The organism is Actinoplanes lobatus, assembly GCF_014205215.1.
Lineage (GTDB): Bacteria > Actinomycetota > Actinomycetes > Mycobacteriales > Micromonosporaceae > Actinoplanes > Actinoplanes lobatus.
Window position 1 is genome coordinate 5,009,180 of the sequence record NZ_JACHNC010000001.1, and the last position, 21,927, is coordinate 5,031,106.

General features: G+C 71.5%; 16 protein-coding genes. 3 read left to right on the forward strand and 13 right to left on the reverse strand.

Annotated elements, in window-relative coordinates; genetic code table 11:
* The first annotated feature begins 368 nt into the window (after positions 1-368).
* The gene (locus BJ964_RS23120; protein WP_229806941.1) at positions 369-758 is read left to right on the forward strand and encodes a winged helix-turn-helix transcriptional regulator; all 390 of its coding nucleotides are present in this window, start codon (positions 369-371) and stop codon (positions 756-758) included.
* On the opposite strand, the gene BJ964_RS23125 is transcribed toward BJ964_RS23120, so the two are convergent.
* Positions 719-2,074 (reverse strand): transaminase, encoded by a 1,356-nt coding sequence (locus tag BJ964_RS23125; protein WP_188122621.1) that lies wholly within the window; start codon positions 2,072-2,074, stop codon positions 719-721. The genes BJ964_RS23120 and BJ964_RS23125 overlap by 40 nt on opposite strands.
* A 23-nt stretch (positions 2,075-2,097) precedes the next feature.
* Positions 2,098-7,227: a beta-propeller fold lactonase family protein gene (locus BJ964_RS23130; RefSeq protein ID WP_188122622.1), complete on the reverse strand. Its 5,130-nt coding sequence runs from the start codon at positions 7,225-7,227 to the stop codon at positions 2,098-2,100.
* Positions 7,228-7,575: 348 nt separating this feature from the next.
* On the opposite strand from BJ964_RS23130, the gene BJ964_RS23135 reads away from it, so the two are divergent.
* The gene (locus BJ964_RS23135; protein ID WP_188122623.1) at positions 7,576-8,754 is read left to right on the forward strand and encodes a hypothetical protein; all 1,179 of its coding nucleotides are present in this window, start codon (positions 7,576-7,578) and stop codon (positions 8,752-8,754) included.
* 758 nt (positions 8,755-9,512) lie between these two features.
* Here BJ964_RS23135 and BJ964_RS23140 read toward each other — a convergent pair.
* Together BJ964_RS23140 and BJ964_RS23145 are read right to left on the reverse strand one after the other, a co-directional pair.
* Positions 9,513-10,709, reverse strand: coding sequence for a helix-hairpin-helix domain-containing protein (locus tag BJ964_RS23140; protein WP_188122624.1), 1,197 nt, complete (start codon positions 10,707-10,709; stop codon positions 9,513-9,515).
* Positions 10,710-10,878: 169 nt separating this feature from the next.
* Entirely contained in the window at positions 10,879-12,246 is a 1,368-nt protein-coding gene (locus tag BJ964_RS23145; RefSeq protein ID WP_188122625.1) for an APC family permease, read from the reverse strand.
* A 58-nt stretch (positions 12,247-12,304) separates the two neighbouring features.
* On the opposite strand from BJ964_RS23145, the gene BJ964_RS23150 reads away from it, so the two are divergent.
* Entirely contained in the window at positions 12,305-12,721 is a 417-nt protein-coding gene (locus tag BJ964_RS23150; protein WP_188122626.1) for a universal stress protein, read from the forward strand.
* A 25-nt stretch (positions 12,722-12,746) separates the two neighbouring features.
* On the opposite strand, the gene BJ964_RS23155 is transcribed toward BJ964_RS23150, so the two are convergent.
* The 9 genes from BJ964_RS23155 to BJ964_RS23195 all read right to left on the reverse strand — a co-directional run bounded on the left by BJ964_RS23155 (position 12,747) and on the right by BJ964_RS23195 (position 21,916).
* On the reverse strand, positions 12,747-14,603 hold the full coding sequence (locus BJ964_RS23155) for a glycosyl hydrolase family 28-related protein (RefSeq protein ID WP_188122627.1): 1,857 nt from the start codon (positions 14,601-14,603) through the stop codon (positions 12,747-12,749).
* Between the two features lie 170 nt (positions 14,604-14,773).
* Complete coding sequence (locus tag BJ964_RS47370) at positions 14,774-15,484, reverse strand: class F sortase (RefSeq protein ID WP_188122628.1); 711 nt, start codon at positions 15,482-15,484, stop codon at positions 14,774-14,776.
* Between the two features lie 7 nt (positions 15,485-15,491).
* On the reverse strand, positions 15,492-16,112 hold the full coding sequence (locus BJ964_RS23165; RefSeq protein ID WP_188122629.1) for a hypothetical protein: 621 nt from the start codon (positions 16,110-16,112) through the stop codon (positions 15,492-15,494).
* Positions 16,113-16,320: 208 nt separating this feature from the next.
* The gene (locus tag BJ964_RS23170) at positions 16,321-16,815 is read right to left on the reverse strand and encodes a DUF2510 domain-containing protein (RefSeq protein WP_188122630.1); all 495 of its coding nucleotides are present in this window, start codon (positions 16,813-16,815) and stop codon (positions 16,321-16,323) included.
* 157 nt (positions 16,816-16,972) lie between these two features.
* Entirely contained in the window at positions 16,973-18,481 is a 1,509-nt protein-coding gene (locus BJ964_RS23175; protein ID WP_188122631.1) for a M28 family metallopeptidase, read from the reverse strand.
* 112 nt (positions 18,482-18,593) lie between these two features.
* A complete protein-coding gene (locus BJ964_RS23180) occupies positions 18,594-19,370 on the reverse strand; it encodes an ABC transporter ATP-binding protein (protein ID WP_188122632.1) in 777 nt (258 codons plus the stop codon).
* Positions 19,371-19,383: 13 nt separating this feature from the next.
* The gene (locus BJ964_RS23185; RefSeq protein ID WP_188122633.1) at positions 19,384-20,157 is read right to left on the reverse strand and encodes an ABC transporter permease; all 774 of its coding nucleotides are present in this window, start codon (positions 20,155-20,157) and stop codon (positions 19,384-19,386) included.
* Positions 20,154-20,957 (reverse strand): ABC transporter permease, encoded by an 804-nt coding sequence (locus BJ964_RS23190; RefSeq protein ID WP_188122634.1) that lies wholly within the window; start codon positions 20,955-20,957, stop codon positions 20,154-20,156. Before BJ964_RS23190 ends, BJ964_RS23185 begins: the two co-directional genes overlap by 4 nt.
* A complete protein-coding gene (locus tag BJ964_RS23195; RefSeq protein ID WP_188122635.1) occupies positions 20,954-21,916 on the reverse strand; it encodes an ABC transporter substrate-binding protein in 963 nt (320 codons plus the stop codon). The genes BJ964_RS23190 and BJ964_RS23195 overlap by 4 nt, the downstream gene beginning before the upstream one ends.
* Positions 21,917-21,927 lie beyond the last annotated feature (11 nt).

Consider the following 21,927-nt stretch of genomic DNA (forward strand, 5'->3'; position numbering starts at 1 on the left):
CCCTGGAGTGGGCTGGGAATAGGGTGCCTGCTGGTGCTGCGGTGGGTACTGGGGCTGGGTGAAATCGGACGGCGGAGGGTAGAGCGACTGCTCTGTCATCGAGGGCTCCGTTGGTTTGAAGTCGTGATTGCGACCACCACCATCGGACGCTGAGCTGCCCGCTTAAGGACTCGCCGCTGGGGGCGGTTCGCCGCAAATCGGTTGAGGCCTGAACTGGAATTCCTGGGCTCGAAGTAGGGCGTCCTCGCCGGACGGGCTGGCTCCCAGGACGACGGAGACGTCGTTCAGTCACGGATAGTGAGGCCTCTGGGCCGGTCCGGGATGGACCCGTCAACGAGACCACCAGAACCGGCGCTACGGTGGGCTTTGTGACGACCGAGTTGAGGCCGGACATGTTCGCTCCCGAGTGCCCCACCCGGCAGGTGCCGGTGCGGATCGGTGACAAGTGGACGGCGATGATCGTGCTCTGTCTGGAGGGCGGGCCGCGCCGGTTCGGCGAGCTGCTCGTTCCGCTGCCGGCGATCACGAATAAGGTGCTGGCCGAGACGCTGCGGGCGATGGAACGCGACGGCCTGGTGACGCGTACCGAGTTCCCGGCGAACCCGCCACACGTGGAGTACGCGCTCACCCCGCTCGGCCGCAGCCTGCTGACCCTGATCGACGCGGCCCGCGACTGGTGCGAGGAGCACCTTCCGGAGCTGACCGAGGCGCGCCGGGCCTACACCAGCTCCTTCAGCGCCGCGTCGAAGATCTCGTGATGCCGGGCCACGTCGGCGGGCGTGGTCTGCGGGCACATCAGCGCCATGTTGTGGAACGGCGTCAGCAGCACACCCCGGTTGGCCAGGTAGACGTGCAGGAAATCCTCCAGTGCGGCGTCCGCGCCACGGGCTGACTCGGTGCCGTTGCGCGGGGCCGGACTGGCGAAACGGTACTCGACGCGGGCGCCGAGGCGGCTCACCGACCAGGGCAGCCCGTACCCCTCGATGATCTTCACCAGGCCGTCGGCGAACGCCGTCGCCGTCTCGATCATGCCGGCGAACGCGGCCTCGGTGAGCACCTCGCTCAGGGTGGCGCGGGTCGCGGCCATCGACAGCGGGTTGCCGGCCAGCGTGCCGCCGACCCCACCCATGTCCACCAGGTCCAGATCGTCTCTCCCGCTGAGCGTTCCGGCCAGCTCCGCGCTCAATCCGTACGCCCCGACGGGCACCCCGCCACCGATCGCCTTCCCGATCGTCACCACGTCGGGTTCCAGCCCCCAGTACGCGGTGGCCCCGCCCGGCCCGGCCGAGAACGTGTGCGTCTCGTCGTTGATCAGGTAGGTGCCGTACCGGCGGGTCAGCTCCCGCACCCCGGCCAGGTAGCCGTCCTCCGGCAGCACGATCCCGATGTTCGTGAGCGCCGGCTCCATCAGCACGGCCGCCACGTCCCCGTACGCCAGTTCCCGCTCCAGCCCCGCCAGATCGTTGAACTCGGCCACCCGGCTGGTCATCGTGACGTCCACCGGCGCGCCCACATTGCCCTCCCGGGAGGCGCCCCGCCCGTCCGGGCCCACCACGATCAGCGACTCGTCCACCGAACCGTGGTAGCAGTAGCTGTTCACCAGGATCTTCGACCGGCCGGTGACCGCGCGCAGCAGCCGGATCGCCCAGCGGTTGGCGTCCGTGGCGGTCAGCGCGAAACTCCAGGCCGGCAGCCCGAAACGGCGGGCCAGCTCGGCGCCGGCGACGGCGGCGTCCTCGGTCGGCATCATGGTGGCCAGGCCGTTGCGGAGACGCGCGGTGACCGCGGCGACCACCGGCTCGGGGGAGTGGCCGGCCATCGCGCCGGTGTCGCCGAGAGCGAAGTCGACGAACTCGTTGCCGTCCACATCGGTGATCCGGCTACCGCGCGCCTTGTCCAGATAGATCGGGAAATTTCCGGCAGCCTTGTTCATCCAGGTCATCGGCACCCGTCCGAACAGGTGGTCGGCGTTCGCGTACGCGGCCCGGGAACCGGCGTGGCGGTCGGCGAAGGTGGCGAGCTCCCGGGCCGTGAGATCAGCGAGGCGGGCGCGGGAGATGGAATCCGTCGACATGGCGCGACGCTACCAGGGAATCGTTACTCCTCCGAGACTCTCAGCACGGTTACCGTCTTTCCTCGGCCGTCGGTCACGTAGAGCCGCTTACCGTCCGGCGACAGGGCGTTGACCCGCGGACTGTCCCCGACCCCGATCGTCGACACCACCTTGCCCGTCGACAGGTCGATCACCGAGAGATTGTCGGACCCCTCGTTCACGATGTAGGCGTGCCGGCTGTCCCCGGAGATCATCACGGCCTGCGGCTCCTTGCCCACCACCACCCGGTGGATCAGCCGCTGGTTCCCGGTGTCGTAGACCTCCACGGTGTCCAGGTCGTAGTTCGTCGCCACCAGCTGCTTCCCGTCCGGGGTGACGGCCAGCGCGTGCGGCGACTTGCCCACCTTGAAGTTCTTCCGCACCAGCCGGTCCGCCACGCTCACCACGGAGATCTGGCTCGACTCGTGGTTGGCGGTGAACGCGGTCTGCCCGTCCGGTGTGAACACGATCCAGTGCGGGTTCGGCGGCACCGAGATCCGCGCCGCCTCGGTCAGCGTCTTGTCGTCGTAGATCTCCACCCGGGCCCCGTTGTGGATCGGCAGCCAGACCTTCCCGTCCGGTGCCACCGCCGGCTCGAACGGCCGCGGCCCGGTCCGGATCGTCTTGACCAGGGTCTTGTTCGCCGTGTCGATCACCGCGAGCCCGTTGCCGGTGAAGTCGTTCTCGAACAGCGACACATACAACCGGCCACCGTCCGCCGACAACGCCAGGAACCGCGGCGTGTTCGGCACCTTCACCGCACTGACCTGCTTCGACTGCACGTCGACGAAGTGCACGTCCTTCGAGTCCTGATCGGCCACGTAGAGCGTCCGGTTGTCCGGCGAGACCGCCACACCCTCCGGCTCCCGCCCCAGCCTGATCTGCTCCAGCACCACCGGCTTCGCCAGACTCGGGGGCGCGGCCGGCTGCTGCGTCCCCGCGGGCTCGGTCGCCGGCCCGGTCGGCGCGGCGCCGGCGGTCTGCCCGGGCGCGCTCTGCGTCGGGGCCGGGTTCTGCGAGGCGGCTTCCGGCTCGTCGCTCTTCAGGACAAACCGCACTCCGGCGTACGTGGCGCCGGCCAGCAGAAGCAGCGCCACCAGAACCCCCGCCACCAGAGCCAGGCGTTTCCGCGGCGGCTTACCCCCTTCTTCACCGTACGGTCCTGAGCCCCCGAACCCCGTCCCGTCCTCGTAGGTCACCCGCGGCGGACCGCCGTGACCGCCACCGCGCACGCCGCCCTGCCCGTGGCCACCGGCTCCCGGCCCACCGCCTTGCCCGTAAACGGTCGTTCCGGGTCCGCCGGCCGGACCGTAGCCGGTGCCGGCCTGTCCACTCGGATAGCCGGCGTCATAGGTGCCGGTCGTCTGGTCGTCCGGATGTGCCGTTCCCGGGGCCTGAGCAGCCCCGGGTTGCGCTTGCGCCCACGGATCGGCCGCCGGTTGCGCCGGTGCCCACGGGTCCGCCGCCGGTTGTGCCTGTGCCCACGGGTCGGACCCCGGCCAGGCGGTCGCCGGCGAGGTCGGCCACCCACCGGCCGGCGACGTCGGCCACCCGGCCGCACCGCCGCCCGCCGGCTCGGCTCCGGCCGGGCCCGAACCGGTGTCCGCCGCGCCGGTTCCGGCTTCCGCTCCCGGACCGGCGGTCGACGCGACCCGGGGGCGGGCCGGTGTGCCCTGCTGATCGGTGCCCGACCATCCGGGTGGCTGAGGCTCCCCGGCGAACCCCCGGGCGGCACCCGCCTCCGCGAACCCACCGCGCTCCGCGGCCGACTCGCCCTGCGCGGACGGAACCAGCCAGGGCCCGTTCTCCTCAGCCGGTTGCCGCTGAGCCGGAATCGAGACCCCGTTCCCGGACGTCCGCCCCGGCCACGGCCCGGCCGGCCCCGCCGAACTCTCCTCCACCGGACCGCGGTCCCCGTCATCGGCCGAACCGGGTTCCGGCCCTTCCGTGCCACGCTCTTCGAGATCCGCGGACGTTTCCTCCTGAGCGCTCCCGACCTCGCCACCCGCGTTCACGGCGGAATCCGCATTCGTTTCGCTCGGATGCGTTCCCTCCGCGGCCGCTGCTGCCGAAGCCCCCGCCGCGACAGCGCCCGCAGTTCCCGCCGCGACAGCGCCTGCGGTTCCCGCCGCGACAGCGCCCCCAGCGACAGCGCCCGCGGTGCCTGCCGCGTCGGTGACAGCCGAGCCCTGGCCAGGTTTCCGCCCCGCCGACGGCCAGAGGCCGTCCGGATCGGACTCCTGTGAACCCCACGAACTGCCCGGTACCGGCCACCCTCCGCCGTCCGCAGCCGCGGGCTTCCCGGGGCGGTCGACCGCGGAGTCCGCCACGCCTGATGCGGGCGTGTCCGAGGCGGCACCCGGCTCCGAACTGGCGGACCGCGCCGCATCCGGGCTCTCCGCAGTCGTCGGGCCGGTCGCGTTCACATCCGGCTGCGCTCCCGCCGAGCTGCCGGCTGCCGCCTCCTCAGCGACGGAGACCGCCGCCTGTTCGCCGTCCGGTCCGGAGTTGTCATCGGAAGCCGTAGCCGAATCGGTGGTGGCGGTCGTCCGGTCCGGTCCGGAGGTGTCATGGGAAGCCGTCGCCGAATCGGTTGCGGTGGCGGCCGGCCGATCTGGTCCGGAGGTGTCATGGGAAGCCGTCACCGGGTCGGCGGGGTCAGGCCTGGGAGCCGGATCCTCCGTGCTGCCGGAACCTGCTGCGGGGTGCGCGGGGAAGATGTCGTCCGCATGGTCCGGTTCGGATTCGCCTGCCGGGCTGACGGTGACGTCATCCCGTTGTCCAGGTCCGGCAGACGGTTCCTCGATGAAAACGGGTGTGGCGCTCGCTGCCGTAGTGCTGTCCCACCCGGCTTCCGGGCCGGTGGTCGCGGCCGGTCCCGGGGGAGCGGCCGGGGTGTCCGCTGCCGCTACCGGGAACGAACCACGTACCGTCGCCCTGGGCGCGACCAGAGGTTCGTCACCCGAAGGCCCGGACGATTCGGTCTCCGGGAGAGCCGCTTCGGGCTCGCCACCGCGAACGTCCGAGCGTTCCACCGCCGAAGTGTCGCTGTTCGTTCCCGCTCCAGAGTCCACCGAAGGCTCATCGGCGGGCCTGACCGTGCTCTCGAACGAGGCCGCAGCACCCGACTGCCCGGCCGAGAGGGCGGCGGAGCGACTCGACGACGGCGGCCCACTGGTGGGCGCCCACGGCGAGGTCCACGCCGCGGTGCGCGGCCCAGCCGCATCGCCCGAGCCTGGAGCCTTCTCGGGGGAGACCCGCGGTGACGCGTCAGCAGGCAGCCCCGAAAGTGAGCCCTCGGCGGTCGGGGTGGCAGGCGTTTGACCGGCAGGCTCGGGGCGGGGTGTCTGGTCGGAGCGCACCCACGGGGAGACATCAGCGGGCCGGCCCTGGACCGGTGACGCGCCGGCCGGAGCGTCCGGATGCGGGGCGGTGCCACCCACGGCCGGTGGCGGGGTGCTCCGAACCGGAGGGCCGCTCGTGGGGGACCAGGCCGGGGACCCCGATGTCGGTGCCCATCCGGGGGATCCGGCTGTGGGCGGGACCGCTTCGGCCGTACCGGAAGAGGGGTCGGGGTTTTTGTCTCCTGACCCACCGGATGGCCATGCGGCCGGTGATCCGGCGCCGCTGCCCGGCTGAGCGGGTGGTGCCGCCTCGCCGGGCGCCGCTGCCGGGTCCGGGGTCTGCCGTGGCTGATTTCGGACTTCGCCGGGCCAGGCCGTCTCACCCGGCCACGCCTCCTCGGGTGTCGGGGTCTCGCCCGGCCAGGGCTGTCCGCCCGCTGCCCAGGCCGCCTCCCACGCGGCCGCCGGGCTACCCGCTGCCGGCGGCACAAAGCCGCCGCCCGAAGGCGATGTATGCGGCCCGGCGCCGGATGAGGGCACGGGAGGGACGGCGTGCGGCCCGGCGCCGGATGAGGGCGCCGGAGAGACGGCGTGCGGCCCGGCGCCGGACGTAGGTGTGGAACCGGCTGCCGGCGACCCGGGTGGGGAGAAACCCCCCGCGACCGGACCGCCGCCAGTGGGCGGCGCGGCAGGCAGAGCAGCCTGCGTGCCGTTCCCTCCGGGCGCCGGGACCCAACCGCCGGTGGCCACGTCGAAGTCCGTGGCGACCTCGCCGGTCACGGTGAGGCGGGCGGATCCGGCCGGCCCGTCGAGGGTGACCGCTCCGTCGAGCCGCCCGACCGTGGGGAACCAGGAGACCCGCAGCACGTTGCCTTCGAGGCGGGCGTGCAGGCCCTCGGCATCGCTGGACACCGCGGACGCGGCGGCCAGCGGTGGGCCCTGGACGGCGACGACGGCGGCGAGCTGGCGGGTTCCGGGGGCGACCCGGCCGAAGTCGACGGCCGGTTCGGCGAGGCGGACGGAGGTGCGGCGGAGCGCGGCCGACGCCGCGGCCGCGACCCGGCCCTCACCGGTGGCGAGCCGCTGCAACGACGAGCGGGCCTCGACGGCGCGGGACAGGTCGTCGCCGGCGGCCGCGACCGCGAGCTGGGCGATCTGTGCCATCTGGTCGCTGCCCTGGCGGCGGATCCGGGCCAGGTACGGCTGCCGCCCCGACCCGAACACCCACTGCCGCACGCTGGGGTCGCGTTCGCGCAGGTGGTCGTGGAGTTCGCCGATGCCGATCCAGCCGTCCCGGTCGCGGTCGGCGGCGCCGGTGACGACGCCGTCGGCGATGAGCCCGGCGAAGGTGGGCGGTTCGGGCCGGGCGGTGGCGGCGATGACGACCCGGCTCTGCCACTCGGCGGCCCGTGCCGCGCGGAAGTGGTGCCCGGCGTCGACCGGACTCCCGGTACGCCCGTCGAGCAGCACCACGGCCTGCCCGGCCCGGCTCCGCTGCATGAGGACGGCCATCTGCGCCACGTCGATCGCGGTGTCGGTGGGCCGGCCCATCACGGTGTCGGCGGTGGCCAGGTAGAGCCCGCCGCCGGGCCCGGTCAGCATGACGCCGCGGAAGTAGACGAGGACGCAGTCGTCCTGCTCCCGGCCGTCGAATATCGACTTCGTCCGGGAGTACGCCTCGCGCGCCCCGGGATCTCGCAGATAAGTCACGTCGAACCCGCCGAGCGCCGGCTCCCCGAGCACGTCCACGAACGCCGGAACATCTGCCGACGGCACCGAGAACCTGCGCAACACGGGATCGTCGTGCTGCTCGACGCTAACCACTACTGCCAGTCGTCGCCCGCTCATCGAATGCATCACCCGTCATCCATGGTGCGACGACGAGGCCCGACACGAAACCCCGAGTTGATTACGAACAGCGCCGATCCGGCGACACTGCGTTGTTGATCTAGCCGGGGCGCGGTCGTCCGGGCCGCTCGGCGACGGGTGTCCGCATGGCGATCTACCAGCGATGATGTTGCCGAATCGCCGGGCCTGGAAAGAGGTGGAAGAGCGTCGATCCATCGTGCGCCGGAGAGTGTGCCGAAGTCACGGCGAATTCCCGGCTTTCACCGGATCCGGTGGTTCTACCATGATCGGATGTCTGATCTGTCCGGTGCCTTTGGGTTGCGCTCCGTGACGCCGCCGACCGTCGAGGCCGATTTCGGGGCCGGTCCACAGACGATGATCGCCTCGATGACCGTACTCGATCTGACGAATCGCGTGCCCACGGACGGCCCGGTCGACTTCGCCGCGCTGGACGCCTTCCCACAGGCCAGGAACATCCTCTGGTTCGGCGCCGACCGGGGTCTCGCCGAGGCCCTCCGCTCCCGCCCGCGGATCCGCTTCCTCGAGTGGCGCGATCCGGTCGGCGACATCGATCTCGCCGGCACCTCCGTCGGCACCCTGCGCCTGCACGGCTGCGACGGCCTGCACGGCCTTCGCCTGCCCGCCATGGAGACACTGCTGCTCGCGGGCCGGTCACCCTCGCTGCGGGTCGATCTTCCCGATGCGGGGTACGACGTGAGCCTGCGCTGGTTCCCCGACGAGCCGAACGCGCGGCTCCCCGACGGCCTCCACCGGGTGCGGGACGCTGAGGCACCGGGCGTTCGGCTCCCTGACGGGCTCCACCGGGTGCGGGACCTCTGGCTCCGGGTGAGCACCGGGGTGTCCGCCTCGGTGCTGTCCGGCCTCACCGAGCTGGCGAAACTCCGTCTCGACTTCGACGACCCGCCGGGCACGCTGGAGGATCCGCACCTGCTGGCCGCCTGCTCCCGCCTGCGTACCGTCTCGCTGTCCGGCGCCTACGCCCTCGGCCCGGACGATCTTCCCGATCTCCCGGAGTTGCGCCGCATCGAGGTGCACGGGATCCGCCGAAGCGTGGCGAGGGCGCTGCGTGACCGCTACCGTGGCGGCGCCGTCCAGGTGTATGTGCGGGGCGACGTCTCCGACGCCTGGCTGGCCCGGCACCTCGGCAACCCGTTCCGGGACTGGGTGGAGGACTCCGAGGCGGCCGCCGAGGAGGCCGGTTCCGCCCACGCGCGGGCGCTCGCGGCCGCTGAGGGGATCACCCCGTCGACGCCGGATCGTCTCCTGCGGGCCGAGCGGGCGCTGCGCCGGTTCGTCGCCGATCTCAACGGCATGAATCAGCGGTACGGCGTGATCGACACCGCCGAACGTGAACAGGTCTGGGACGTCTACTGCGGCCTGGCCGCCCGGTTCCACGTACCCGTGGAAGAGGGGCCGTCCGAGTGGTTCGACGCCGGCCGGGAGTTCTGACCGGGTAGCGGAATCGATGATGCGGCGTGCCACTGCGGCGTCACCCCGACTCGCCGGCGATCTTGGGCGATTGCAGCTTTCAGGCCGATCTTGATTCCTGGTCGCCATGCGGTGGTCGATCATCGCCCATGATCTATTTACGCTGGAAGACCTCGGGTGATCGGATGCATCCGGGATGCTTCTTCTTGGCTGCCCACGGCCGAATCCGCAATCCCTCGTCCAGCGGACGCGTCACCCTGAGCGATCTTGGTCGATTTATCACCGTCTCGGGTGGCCAATCGTTCAAGATCGCAGAGCGTCGGCATGCAAAGCGGGCGAAACGGGCATCTGTTCCCCGCGAAAGCCCCATTTCCACCTAGCGCGGCGGATGGCGGCCCCTTCGCCGATTCGCCCGACCAGGCGCTTGACGTCGAACCGCAAACGTCCAAGGAGAAGGCTCCCGGATGACCGTGATCGCGCAAGATCACGCCGCCGGCGACGATTACCCAAGATCTGCATCGGTGCTCGCGGATGGCTTGAGCGGCCGGCGGTGACCGGTCGAATCTCCCGGCGAAGGCGGGGAAACACGCGAGCAGGCGACTTGACATCGGCGCCAGGCGAAAAGCGAAAGAGACTCCCTGGCGACGGGCGACGGGCGACGGGCGACGGGCGACGGGCGACGGGCGACGGGCGACGGGCGACGGGCGACGGGCGACGGGCGACGGGCGACGGGCGACGGGCGACGGGCGTGCCCCGGCGTGGGGCACGCCCGTGTTCGCTCAGCTCTTGGCGCCGACCAGGTCGCGGGCCTTCTCCGGCCAGGAGGCGAGGCTCGCCGAACCGCGCATGCCGGCCGCGTTGATCGCCTGCTTGAGGCTGTCCACGTCGGAGTCGGCCAGCTTCGCGTAGGTGGTGATACCGGCCGCGGCGAGCGCGACAGCCACCTTCGGGCCGATGCCCGCGATCCTGGTGAGGTCGTCCTGCGCGTCGACCGGGGCGGGCGTGGCCGCCAGGTCGGGCTCCTCGGTGATGACGGCCTGCACCGGAATGACCGGCTCGGGCGTGAAGACCGGCTCGGGGGCCACGACCGGCTCGGGCGCGACAACCGGCTCAGGCGCGACGACCGGCTCCGGGGCGACGACCGGCTCGGGCGCGACGACCGGCTCCGGGGCGGTCGGGGGCTCAGCGGCGGCGACCGGCTCCGGCTCGGCGACGGGCTCAGCGGCGGGCTCGGTGGCGGCGACCGGCTCCAGTTCGGCGACGGGCTCAGCGGCGGGCTCAGTGGCGGCAACTGGCTCCGGCTCGGCGACGGGCTCCACGACCGGCTCGGCGGCGGCAACTGGCTCCGGCTCGGCGACGGGCTCCACGACCGGCTCGGCGGCGGCGACCGGCTCGGCGACGGCGATCGGCTCAGTGGCGGCGACCGGCTCGGGCTCAGTGGCGGCGACCGGCTCCGGCTCGGTGATGGGCTCGGTGACCGGCTCGGCCTCCACGATGGTGACCGACTCGGTCTCGGTGAGAGCGACCGGCTCGGGCTCCGCGATGACGACCGGCTCGGGCTCTGCGATGACGACCGTCTCGGGCTCGTCGACGGCGACGGGCTCGGCGGGCTCGGTCTCGGCGGAGGCCACGATCTCCTCGGCGGCGGCAACCGGCTCGGCGGCAACCGGCTCGGCCGGGGCCTCGGGCTCGACGGCGGGTGCGGCCTCGGCCTCGGGCTCGGCGGCGACGGGCTCGGCGATGAGCTCGTCGGCGGGCGAGGTCACGGCAGACGACTCGGAGTCGGTGTCGGCCGGTGTCGCGTCGACCGCGGGCGCGACCGCGGTGGCTTCGGTCGAGGACGGCGACGGGGCCGTGGTCGACGGGGCCGAGGCCGACGTGGCCGGGGCGGTCGCGCCGGAGCGGCGGCCCCAGATCAGCCAGCCGGCTATCACGCCGATCACGAGCCCGGCAACAAAGTAGAGGAATGATGCCATATCGGGCCTCCGGACAGGAGAGGAGGATGCATGTGGTAGCGGGCAGCTTCGCACATCGCTTCAAGCTGCCACGACGAGGGTGTCGACCAGCGTCGAACACCCGCCACCTGCGACGCCCCAAGATTTCCGTCCGGTTACGCCGATCGTGCGACCCGGCCCGGTCACCCGATCAGGTACGCGATACTGCGCCCGGAACGAGGCGGTTCGTCGCATACGTGATGGCCCACAGCGCCACTCCGATGAGCAGCAGCACCCCGGCCACCCGGTAGTCCGCCCCGGCCCGCCCGGAGAGAGGGCTGGCCAGGAAGGCGCAGGCGATCGCCCCGAGCACCGGGATGACCGTCGGCGCCCGGAAGTGCTGGTGCTCGACCCGGTCCCGCCGCAGCACCAGACAGGCCACGTTGACGACGGTGAAGACGCAGAGCAACAGTAGCGCCGTGGTGCCGCCGAGGGCGGCCAGATCGGCGAACCAGATCAGCCCGAACGCGATCAGCGTGGTGAACACGATTCCCACCCAGGGCGTACGGCGACGGCGGTGCACCCGGCCCAGCACCTTCGGCAGGACCCCCTCGTTCGCCATCCCGTACAGCAGCCGGCTGGCCATCATCATGTTGATCAGCGCCGAGTTGGCCACCGCGAACATGGTGATGAACGCGAACACCCACAACGGGAACCCGGGCGCCCCGGCCTGCACCACCTTGAGCAGCGGCGTGTCCCCGGAACCGAGTTCGGCGGGCGGCACCAGCGCGACCGCCGAGATCGCCACCAGCACGTAGATGACCCCGGTGACGCAGAGGCCGGTGAGCATGACGCGCGGGAAGATGCGGACCGGGTCCCGGGTCTCCTCGGCCATGTTGACCGAGTCCTCGAAGCCGACCATCGCGAAGAAGGCCAGCGCCGTCCCGGCGGTCACGGACAGCCACACGCTCTCCCCGGGCGGGGTGTTGAACTCGGTGAGCCGGGACAGGTCGCCGTTGCCGCCACCGAGCGCCCACGCGCCGACCCCGATGACGATCAGCAGGCCGGTCAGCTCGACACAGGTGAGCACCACGTTGGCCTTGACGCTCTCCCCGACGCCCCGGAAGTTGATCAGGCCGACCAGGGTGATGAAGCCGAGCGCCACGGCGGTGAGGGCCAGCCCGTCGCCGAGGGTCAGGTCGAACGCCTTGCCGAAGTTCCCGGCGAACGCCTTGGACGCGCTGGACGCCGAGGTCAGCCCGGAGCACATCACCGCGAAGGTGACCATGAAGGTCAGGAAGTGCACCCCGAACGCCTTGTGGGTGTAGAGCGCCGCGCCGGCGGCCCGCGGGTACTTCGTGACCAGTTCCAGATAGCTGAACGCGGTGAGCAGCGCGACCACGAACGCCAGCAGGAACGGCAGCCACACCGCGCCGCCGACCTCGTTGGCCACCTTGCCGGTCAGCGCGTACACGCCGGTGCCGAGGATGTCCCCGATCACGAACAGCAGCAGGAGTGCCGGGCCGATGACCCGGTTGAGTGCGGGCTGCTCGGACTCGGGCGAGGTCACATCCGCCATGCGTGCTCCCTGCGAAGGTCCACTGCGGATAAGTGACGTTACCCGTACCTTGGGTGACATGCATATCGTGCTTGCCGCAAATCCCCAGGCCGAGCAGCCGTGGGTGACCGACGCCGTCGCCGACCTGGTCCGGCAGACGGGCGCGTCGGTCATGGTGGTCGCGGTGGACGAGCTGGAGAGCGAGTATCTTTCGCCGATGCCGCGCAGCGTCTACACCGAGCGGGCCGAGCATGCCGCGGAGGTCGCGGTCCGGCGGTTGGCCGAGGCCGGGATCGAGGCTTCGCGTACGGTCCTGCCGGGCCGCGCCGCGGAGCAGATCATCCGGTTCGCGAGCGATCAGAAGGCCGACCTGATCGTGCTCGGTTCCAGCGTGCGCCCGGTGGTGGCGCAGCGCCTGCTGGGGAGCGTGCCGCTGACCCTGATCGAGAAGGCGGGCCGCCCGGTGCTGGTGGTCACCCGCCCCGTGAACGGGTGACCACCAGACCCTGGTTCGCGAAGGGTTACGGGACCGCGGGGTAGTCCGCCACGAAGACCGGCTGGCCGACCTTGGTGGTGTCCGCGGCCTCGCCGACGCCGTTGACCACGTGGTCGATGATGCCGGCGCTCAGGTTGACGGTCATGATGTGGTGCAGCTTGACGCCGGGGGTCTGCGGCACCTCGAACCCGTTCTCGGTGTGGATCGACGGGTTGTTCTGGTTGAAGACGTAGACGCCCGCCCCGTACAGATGATGGGTCTTGACCTTGGATCCGACCTTGTAGCCGGCGTAGCCCTCGACCGATCCGTTCATCCAGTCGGCCTGCGTGGGCGGGTCGTACGGAAGCTCGTTCTGGTAGAGGACGGTGGTGCCGCGCTCGCCGTTCCAGACGGTGTTGTACTTCTGGAAGTGCTCGACGAACAGGCCGGTCGCGGTCACGTCGTCGCCGTTGATGACGGCGCCGTAGCGGCCGGTGTTGGTCTTCCAGCGGTCGGTGTCGCCGTTCACGCCGTTGGTGAAGCCCTCGACGCCGTGGTCGCCGCGCCACACCCAGGTGTGGTCGATCAGCACGTCGTCGCTGTTGACCTCGAGCGCGATGTTGCTCTTGCCGATGTGCGGGCCGCCGACGCGGAAGTAGACGTCGTTCAGCGTGGTCGGGTTGGCCGCCGAGCTGAAGCCGAGGCCGTGCTTCTGGCCGACGCGCAGCAGGACCGGCGACTCCTTGGTGCCGGCGTCGATGGTGACACCGGCGATGATCGCGCCGGGCACGTCCGCGACGTCGAGCGGGATGGAGCCGTTGACCGCGGTCAGCGTGGCGTGGCCGAGGCCGAGGACCACGGTGTTCGGGCGGCGCACCTCGATGCTGCGGGCGATGTCGTAGACGCCCGGGGTGAGCAGCAGGTGCTTGCCGAGCGCCAGCGCCACGTTGATCTTGGTGACCGAGTCACCCGGCTTCGCGACGTAGAAGTCCGAGAGCGGGATGGTACGGCCGGAGGCGTCGTCCCAGGAGGTGCCGGCCGTGTTGCGCTTGGCGGCGGGCACGCGTACCTGGTACTTGCCCTTGGCGTCGACGAACAGGAACGGCTTCTCCCGGCTGACCGGGGTGGTGGGAAGCGTGGTGTACGGCGGGTTCGGGAACGCCGCGTCGTCGGGCGCGCCGGTCACCCCGGCGAACACCTGGTTCCAGACGGCGTTGGACCAGGTCGCCACCTCGCTGTTGCGGGTGAGCCACTGCTGCTGGGAGCCGTTGACCGTGTTCGGCAGCTTCGAGTTGGCGATGAAGCCGCCGCTGGCGTACTGCGGGCCGGCGGTGCAGTAGTCCATCAGCGACAGGGTGCCGCCGGTGAACTGGGTCCGGCGCAGCGAGACGGCCTGGGAGACGGCCCAGAAGTTGGCGGTCTGCCGGCAGCCGTCCTGGCCCGCGCCGTTGATGTTGACGGTCAGGTTGGACAGGGTGCGCCAGAAGTTGACCAGCGCGATGCAGTTGGGGTTGGCCGGGTCCGAGCCGAGGCAGCGGTTGTACGCCTCCACCTTGCCGTTGATCACCACATCGCCCGGGTTCGCCCCGAGGCCGGTGATCTCCGTGTAGTAGCCGACCTTGATCTGGAGCGGCTGCTCGGCGGTGCCGTACGTGCCCGGCTTGAACAGGTACGCGTACCGCGCCGTACCCATCTCGTTGTCGACCTGCTTGGCGTAGGTGGCGTCCAGGGTGGCCTGGATGTCACTGACCGGCATGCTGGGGTCGAAGACGGTGACGTTGGAGCCGAAGCCCGGAGTGCCGGAGCCGTGCGCCGACGCCGGTGAGCCCGGCACGGCGGCGAGTGAGAGCCCGAGAGCGAGGGCACCCACTGCGGCGCGGCGGAACGGGCGGATTCTCGTCATGCGGAGGGGTTCCTTCCGAAACAAGATCGCAATGATGCCCGTCACAGAAACAACCCTCGATCGCCTGTGTCAAGGGAAGCTGTCCGGCATGCGGCCCGAACCGGGGCAAGACGGTCAGGTTCCGGAACCAAACTGACCGAAAAGCCGGTCGGAACCGCTCCCGGAAGCGGTTACGAGAGGGCCTCCGCGAAGACGACGATGTTGCTCCGGTAGCTGCCCCGGCCCCGGTCGAAGACGCCGCCACAGGTGATCAGGCGCAGCCCGGGACGATCCAGCGGGGCGTACACCTGGTCGCTCGGAAAGTCCCGCTTCGGATAGGTGGCCACCTTCGTCACGGTGAAACGGGCGACGGAGCCGTCGGTACGGCGTACCGCGACGGGGTCGCCCGGCCGCGCCTCACCCAGCCGGTGAAAGACCGCGGGCCCGTCCCGCGCCGAGTCCACGTGCCCGGCCAGCACCGACGCGCCCACCTCGCCCGGCGTGGGGGAGTGGCGGTACCAGCCGGCCGGGGCATCACCGCGCAGCGGCGGCACCTCGAGCGTCCCGTCGTCCCGGAGCCCGAGCGTCATCAGCTCGGTGTCCACCCCGATCGACGGGATCTCCAGGCGCACCGGCACCGACCGCGTCATCCCTCGCGCGCCGACATCCTTCCCGCCGCCCGCCGCGTCGTTCCCCTTCTTCCCGCGGGCCGCCTCCTTCTCTTCCTCACCGCCCGCCGCCGAGCCGGACGGCGTGAGGGAAGCGCCGACGGCCTCGGCCGCGAGAGACGGTGGTACCGGTCCGGTGTCCTCGGTGCGCAGGCCGAGCGTGACGGTCGCGGTTCCGAGCAGCGCCAGCACGGCGGCGAAGGCCGCCGCACGGCGGTCATGGACGCGGGGCACGCCGCGCCTATCGGTGGTTCGGGCGCCGCATGCTGTACGCCCCCGCAGCGGCCGCCGCGATCAACAGGAACAGGCCCGTCGCCAGCAGCGTGAGGCGCCGCCCGCCGACCAGACCACCACCTCCGGTGTCCACGCCGCCGGAGGGTGTCGGCCGCGGAGAGCCGCTGGGCTCATCGGTGACCGGGGGCGGTTCGGTCGTGCCGGGCGGCTGGGTCGTGCCCGGAGGCTGGGTCGTACCGGGCGGTTCGGTCGTGCCGGGTGGTTGGGTCGTGCCAGGCGGTTCGGCCGTGCCGGAACCGCCGGAACCGGGCGGCACTGATCCGTTTCCGCCACCGGACGGCCCCGGGTCCACGCCGCCCGGCTGCGAGCCGCCCGGGGTCGGCCCGCCGGGTTCGGACGCGCCCGGGTTCGGCCCGCCCGGATCCGGGGAGCCGGACGGCGGCGCGCCCGGGCCGGACGACGCCGGCCCGGCGGCGGGCGGCTGGTCGTCCTCACGGCTGTCGCAGTACGCCAGCACGGAGAAGAGCAGAATCAGCGCGAGCAGCAGCCCGGCGCCGATCGCGACGGCCCGGTTGTTCTGCAACGGGCTCGGCCGGCGGTGTGTCGGATAGCTGCTGGGGTCGGACATGCGGTCCTTCCAGGACGACCGGGGTGGGCGCCACCCTAGTGGTCCTCTTCCCCGTTCCGCAGCCTTCTATCCGTGATCGGTCACTTCGGACGGTCCCGGGGCCGGGCGGGGCAGCAGCTTGGGGCGTGTAGTCCCGCCCGGCACGAGCAGCATGCCGGGCGGCGCTCTCGTTTCGCTCTCGGTTCGCTGTCCGGCTGTCCGGTGCGGATCAGAGCAGAAGGAGGTACGCGGTGAGCGTCAGCACGATCACGGCGACCACGGCGATGGCCGCGGGCAGGACCACCCGGTGCAGCTCCCGGCCGGAGGGGCCGGAGGGGCCGGAGGGGCCGGGAGGGCCGGGAGGCGGTTCCGGCACGCGGTGACCGGGCTGCCCGGAGACCGCGTCGACCGGCTGCATGGCGTACGGCACGGCCGGCACCTCGGGGTGCGGCGCGGGCGAGGCCGGCCGGGTGCCGGAGAGCAGCGGCAGCCCACCGCGCCGGGCGGAGGCGGGCTGGGCGGCGTGGAGCGGCGGATCGCCGGGGGTGACCGTGTGCTGCCCGGGGGCCGCGGGCCCGGTCGGCGGCACCGGCGGGAAGAAGCCGTTCGGTGGTGGCGTCGGAGGGCCGCCGGGCTGGATGTGATCGGTCCACTTCCCGCCGTCCCACCAGCGCTGGGCCGGTAGACCGCTCGGATCGGCGTACCATCCGGCGGGCTGCGACATGGGCGTGCTCCCTTCTCGGGCCGGGGACGAGGGCTGGTCCTCCCGATCGGCCGGAGACGCCCGGGTCTGAAGGGTTCCCGCCCGCCGGGAGAGTCCGGCGGGCGGGTGACGAGGGTTTCCCGCCCGCCGGGGCTGACCGGCGGGCGGGTGACCCGGCTCAGGAGCTGGTGATGACCAGGTTGTCGACGGCGGCCTCGACGAGCGAGGCGGTGCCCGCGTCGGCGGCCTCCACCCGGATGCGGACGGTCTGCCCGGCGTACGAGGACAGGTTGGCGGTCGCCGTGGTCCAGGCCGCGGCCTTGTTCGCGGCGCTCGCCGTCTGGCTGAGCACGGTCGTCGTGGTGGTCCCGGAGACGACCTGCACGCGCAGGTAGTCGGCGCTCGTCGCGTTGTTGAGGTAGGCCAGGTACCAGGACAGGCTCAGCGTCAGCGTGCCGGTGGGCAGCGTGATCTGCGGGGAGACGATGCTGGTCACGCCGCCGTCGAGGTCGTTGGCCCCGGCGCTGGATCCGGCGGTGGCCCCGGTGATCAGGGCGTAGCTGCCGCCGGCCGCCGCGTCGAGCTGGGTGGCCACGCCGGAGCTGCTGGTGGCGGCCGGGTTGCCGCGTTCGAGCAGGCCCGCGGTGGCGGTGTCGCCGGTGCCGGCGGTCCAGCCGGTCGCGGTCTCCAGGCCGTCGGACCAGACGGTGGTCCCGGGCGGCGGTTCGGTTCCGCCGCCGTCGGCGAGGGTCCAGACGGCGTACGCGATGGCGTCGCTGTTGCGGTCCAGCGCCGTGTCGTTGATGTTCGACGTGGTGTCGCAGGAGGCGTGGTAGCAGGGGTCGAAGCGGGTGGCGGTGCCGCCCCAGAGGGTGACCTGCGCGGACGTCTTGGTGCCCTCGGCCCCGGTGAAGATGCCGCCGGCCGGGATGCCGTTGGCGATGAACGGGCCGTAGTCGCTGCGGCCGTCGAAGTCGGTGCCGCGGGTCGGCACGCCGATCGAGGTGAAGTAGGCGGCCAGGGTGGCCTCGATCTGCGCCGAGCCGGCCGGGCCGGGGCCGGAACCGGTGCCGTCGGAGTTGTCGCCGTCGTAGAGGAAGTAGCCGGGGTTCGGCGAGCCGACCATGTCGAAGTTCAGGTAGCCGGTGATCTGCGACCGCTGAGCGCTGGTGAGCGAGTTGACGTACGCCGTCGATCCTCGCAGGCCCAGCTCTTCCGCGCCCCACCAGGCGAAACGCAGATGCCGGTCCGGCTGGAAGCCGGATCGGGCGACCTGGAGGGCGACCTCGAGGTTGGCCGCCGAGCCGGACCCGTTGTCGTTGATGCCGGGGCCGGCCGTGACGCTGTCGAGGTGGCCACCGATCATCAGTGTGTCGCTGGTGTCACCGCCCGGCCAGTCGGCGATCAGGTTGTAGCCGGTCGCCCCGTTGTACGTGAAAGACTGCTGGGAGGTGGTGAATCCGGCCTGGTCGAGCAGGTTCTTCACGTAGGTGACCGAGGCCAGGTAGCCGGGGCGGCCGTGCGCCCGGTTGCCGCCGTTGGCGGTCGCGATGCTCTGGAACTGGCTGAGGTGGGCCTTCACGTTGGCGACCGGAATGTCCGGCGCGGCGGCGGCCTGGGCTGGGCCGGCTACCGCGAGGCCGGCCAACAGCAGGGCGGCGGCGCCGACGAGGGGTGTTGCTCGCACGAGATCTCCTCTGCGGGCTCAGGAATCTGGGGTTGCCCGAGCATCGCAGAGGAGAACGCCCGGACCCTCATATCAATCGATACCTATCAGGGCCCGGGCGTCCGGTGCGGAGCTACCGCATCGCGTTGCGCTTGGCGGCCTGGATCTGCTCGTAGACCCGGGTGCGCAGCTGGATGAACCGGGGGTCGGCCCGGGTGGTCAGCTGGTCCCGCTGGTCGGGCAGGTCGATGGCCAGCTCCTCCTGCACCACGGTCGGCGAGGTGGAGAGCATCACCACCCGCTGTCCGAGGTAGACCGACTCGTCGATGTCGTGGGTCACGAACAGGATGGTCACGCCCAGCCGCTTCCACAGCTGGCGGACCAGGTCCTCCAGGTCGGCGCGGGTCTGCGCGTCGACGGCCGCGAACGGCTCGTCCATGAGCAGCGTCTGCGGCTCGTACGCGACCGCGCGGGCGATCGCGACGCGCTGCTGCATGCCGCCGGAGAGCTGCCACGGGTACGCCGACGCCGTGCCGGTCAGTCCTACCGCTTCCAATGACTGCTCTACCAGCTGCTTGCGTCGGGCTCGCCCGACTCCTTTTTGCTTGAGCGGCAGTTCCACGTTGTCGCGCACGCTCATCCAGGGGAACAGGCTGCGCCCGTACTCCTGGAACACCACGGCCATGCCCGGCGGCGGCCCGTCGACCGGCTTGCCGTTGACGCGGACGTCCCCGGCGGTCGGGTCGAGCAGGCCGGAGATACAGCGCAGCAGCGTGGTCTTGCCACAGCCGGACGGGCCGACCAGGCAGACCAGTTCGCCGTTGTCGACGGTGAACGTCAGGTCGCGGAGCGCCTCCACCTCCCGGCTTCCGGACCGGTAGACCTTCCGCAGTCCCTTCACTTCGAGCATCGTCGCTCCTCCCTCAGCTCTGGCGCTGCGCCGCGCGCAGGCCCTCGTACCATCGCAACGCCCGCCGCTCGGCGAGCCGGAACAGCAGCGACAGCACGAAGCCGAGCAGGCCGAGCAGGATGATCCCGCTCCACATCTCGGGGATCGCGAAGCTGCGCTGGAACTGCACGATGGTGAAGCCGAGGCCGTTGCTGGCCGCGAACATCTCGCTGATCACCATCAGGATGATCGCGATGGACAGCGCCTGGCGCAGTCCGGTCGCGATCTGCGGGCCCGCCGACGGCAGGATCACCTTGGTGATGCGGGCGACGCCGTTCACCCCGTACGAGCGTGCGGTCTCCAGCACCACGCTGTCCACCGCGCGGACGCCTTCCACCGTGTTGAGCAGGATCGGCCAGATGCACCCGAAGACGATGACGATCACCTTCATGGCGTCGCCGATGCCGGCGAACAGCATGATGACCGGCACCAGCACCGGCGGCGGGATGGCCCGGAAGAACTCCAGGACCGGTTCCACCGCGGCGCGCAGGCGCCGGTTCATGCCGATCGCCACGCCGGCGCCGATGCCGATCAGGGCGGCCAGCAGGTACCCGGCGAACAGGCGCAGCAGGCTGGGCGCCACGTCGGCCTTCAGGCGGTCGAGGCTCCAGGTGTCCCCGAAGGCGACCAGGATCTTCTCCAGCGGCGGCGAGTAGAAGCTCTCGCTGCCGGCGCTGAGCACGTACCAGCCGGCGAACAGGATCAACGGCAGTGCGATGGCGAGCAGGATCCTCTTCACGACGTTCATGCGGTCACCTCTCCCCGCACGGACTGGTGCCAGGCGAGCAGGCGGCGCTCGCCGGTACGAGCCAGCAGGTTGATGATCACGCCGAGCACGCCGGTGACGACGATCAGGGCGTACATGGTGGGAACGGCCTCGGAGGCCTGTGCCACGGCGATCTCCTTGCCCAGGCCGGGCGAGCCGATGACCAGCTCGGCCGTGATCGCCAGGACCAGCGCCACCGAGGCGGCCAGCCGGACACCGGTGAAGACGTACGGCAGGGCGGTCGGCCAGAGCACGTGCCGGATCCGGCCCCACGCGGAGAACCGGAAGCTGCGGGCGGTCTCGAAGGCGACCGGGTCGACGTCGGCCACCCCGTACAGGACCTGGACCAGGATCTGCCAGAAGGCGGCGTAGCAGACCAGCAGCAGGGTGGAGCCGAGCTCGGTGCCGTACATCAGCACGGCGAGCGGGATCAGCGCCACCGACGGGATCGGGCGCAGGAACTCGATCGTCGAGGCGGTCAGTGACCGCAGCACCGGGATCGACCCGATCACGATGCCGGCGAGCACGGCGGCGCCGACCGCGATCGCCAGGCCGACGGACCAGGCGAGCAGGGTGTCGGTGAGCGCCGTCCAGAACGCGGGGGTGCCGGCCTCCTCGGCCAGCGCGGCCGCGATCCGGCTGGCCGGCGGCAGGAACCGCTCGTCGACCAGGCCGAGCCGCGGCGCCAGCTCTATGACGAGAAGCAACCCGGCCAGGCCGGCAACACCCAGAAGGGCGGTGCTGCCGGACCGGGCCGGGTTGCCACGACGTGGGGACGTCACGGGAGGAGCTTCTCCAGGTCCGGGGTGCCGGTGAAGATGCCGTCCTCGGCGCCCAGGGTGGCGAGGGTCTGCACCGACGGCTCGTTGATCTGGGTCGGCCACTTCGGCAGCACCAGCGAGGAGCGGAGCTTCTCATCGATCTTGGTGTAGGTGCCGAGCACGGTGCGGACCTCGTCCGGGTGCGCGTCGGCGTAGGTCAGCGACTCGTTGATCGCCTCGGTGAAGCGCTTGACCAGGTCGGCGTCCTTCTCGATGAGCGTGGTCGAGGCGAAGTACGCGGCCACCGTCAGGTTCGGCGCGGTGTCCACGAACGTCGAGGCGATCTCGCGGCCACCCGCCGCCTTGATGGTGGACAGCTGCGGCTCGACCACCCACGCGGCGTCGACCTGACCGTCCTGGAGGGCGGCCGGCATGTTCGGGAACGGCATCTCGACGAAGTTCAGGTTCTTCTTGTCGCCGCCGTCCTTGCGGACCGACTCGCGGGTCACGGTGTCGCCGATGTTCTTCAGGGTGTTCAGCGAGATCTTCTTGCCGACCAGGTCCTTGGCGGACTTGATCGGGCTGTCGCCCTTGACCACGACGGCGCCGAAGTCCTTGCCCGCCTCACCGGTCGACGCGACGCCGGCCGCGATCGCCTTGATCGGCACGCTCTTGGTCTGGGCGATCAGCAGCGAGGTGAAGTTCGAGAAGCCGAACTGGAACTGGCCGCTGACCACGCCCGGGACGATCGCCGCGCCGCCCTGACCGGCTTCCAGGGTGAGCTCGATGTTCCGGCTCTTGAAGAAGCCCTTCTCCTTGCCCAGGAAGATCGGGGCCACGTCGACGATCGGGATGACACCGACCTTGACCTGGTCGACGCCGCCCGCGTCGGTGGTGTCGCCCGAGTCGCTGGAGGTGCCGCATGCCGCGAGGGCGCCGGCGAGGACGGCCGCCGTCAGCCCTGCGAGAAGTCGCCGCATATTTACTCCTT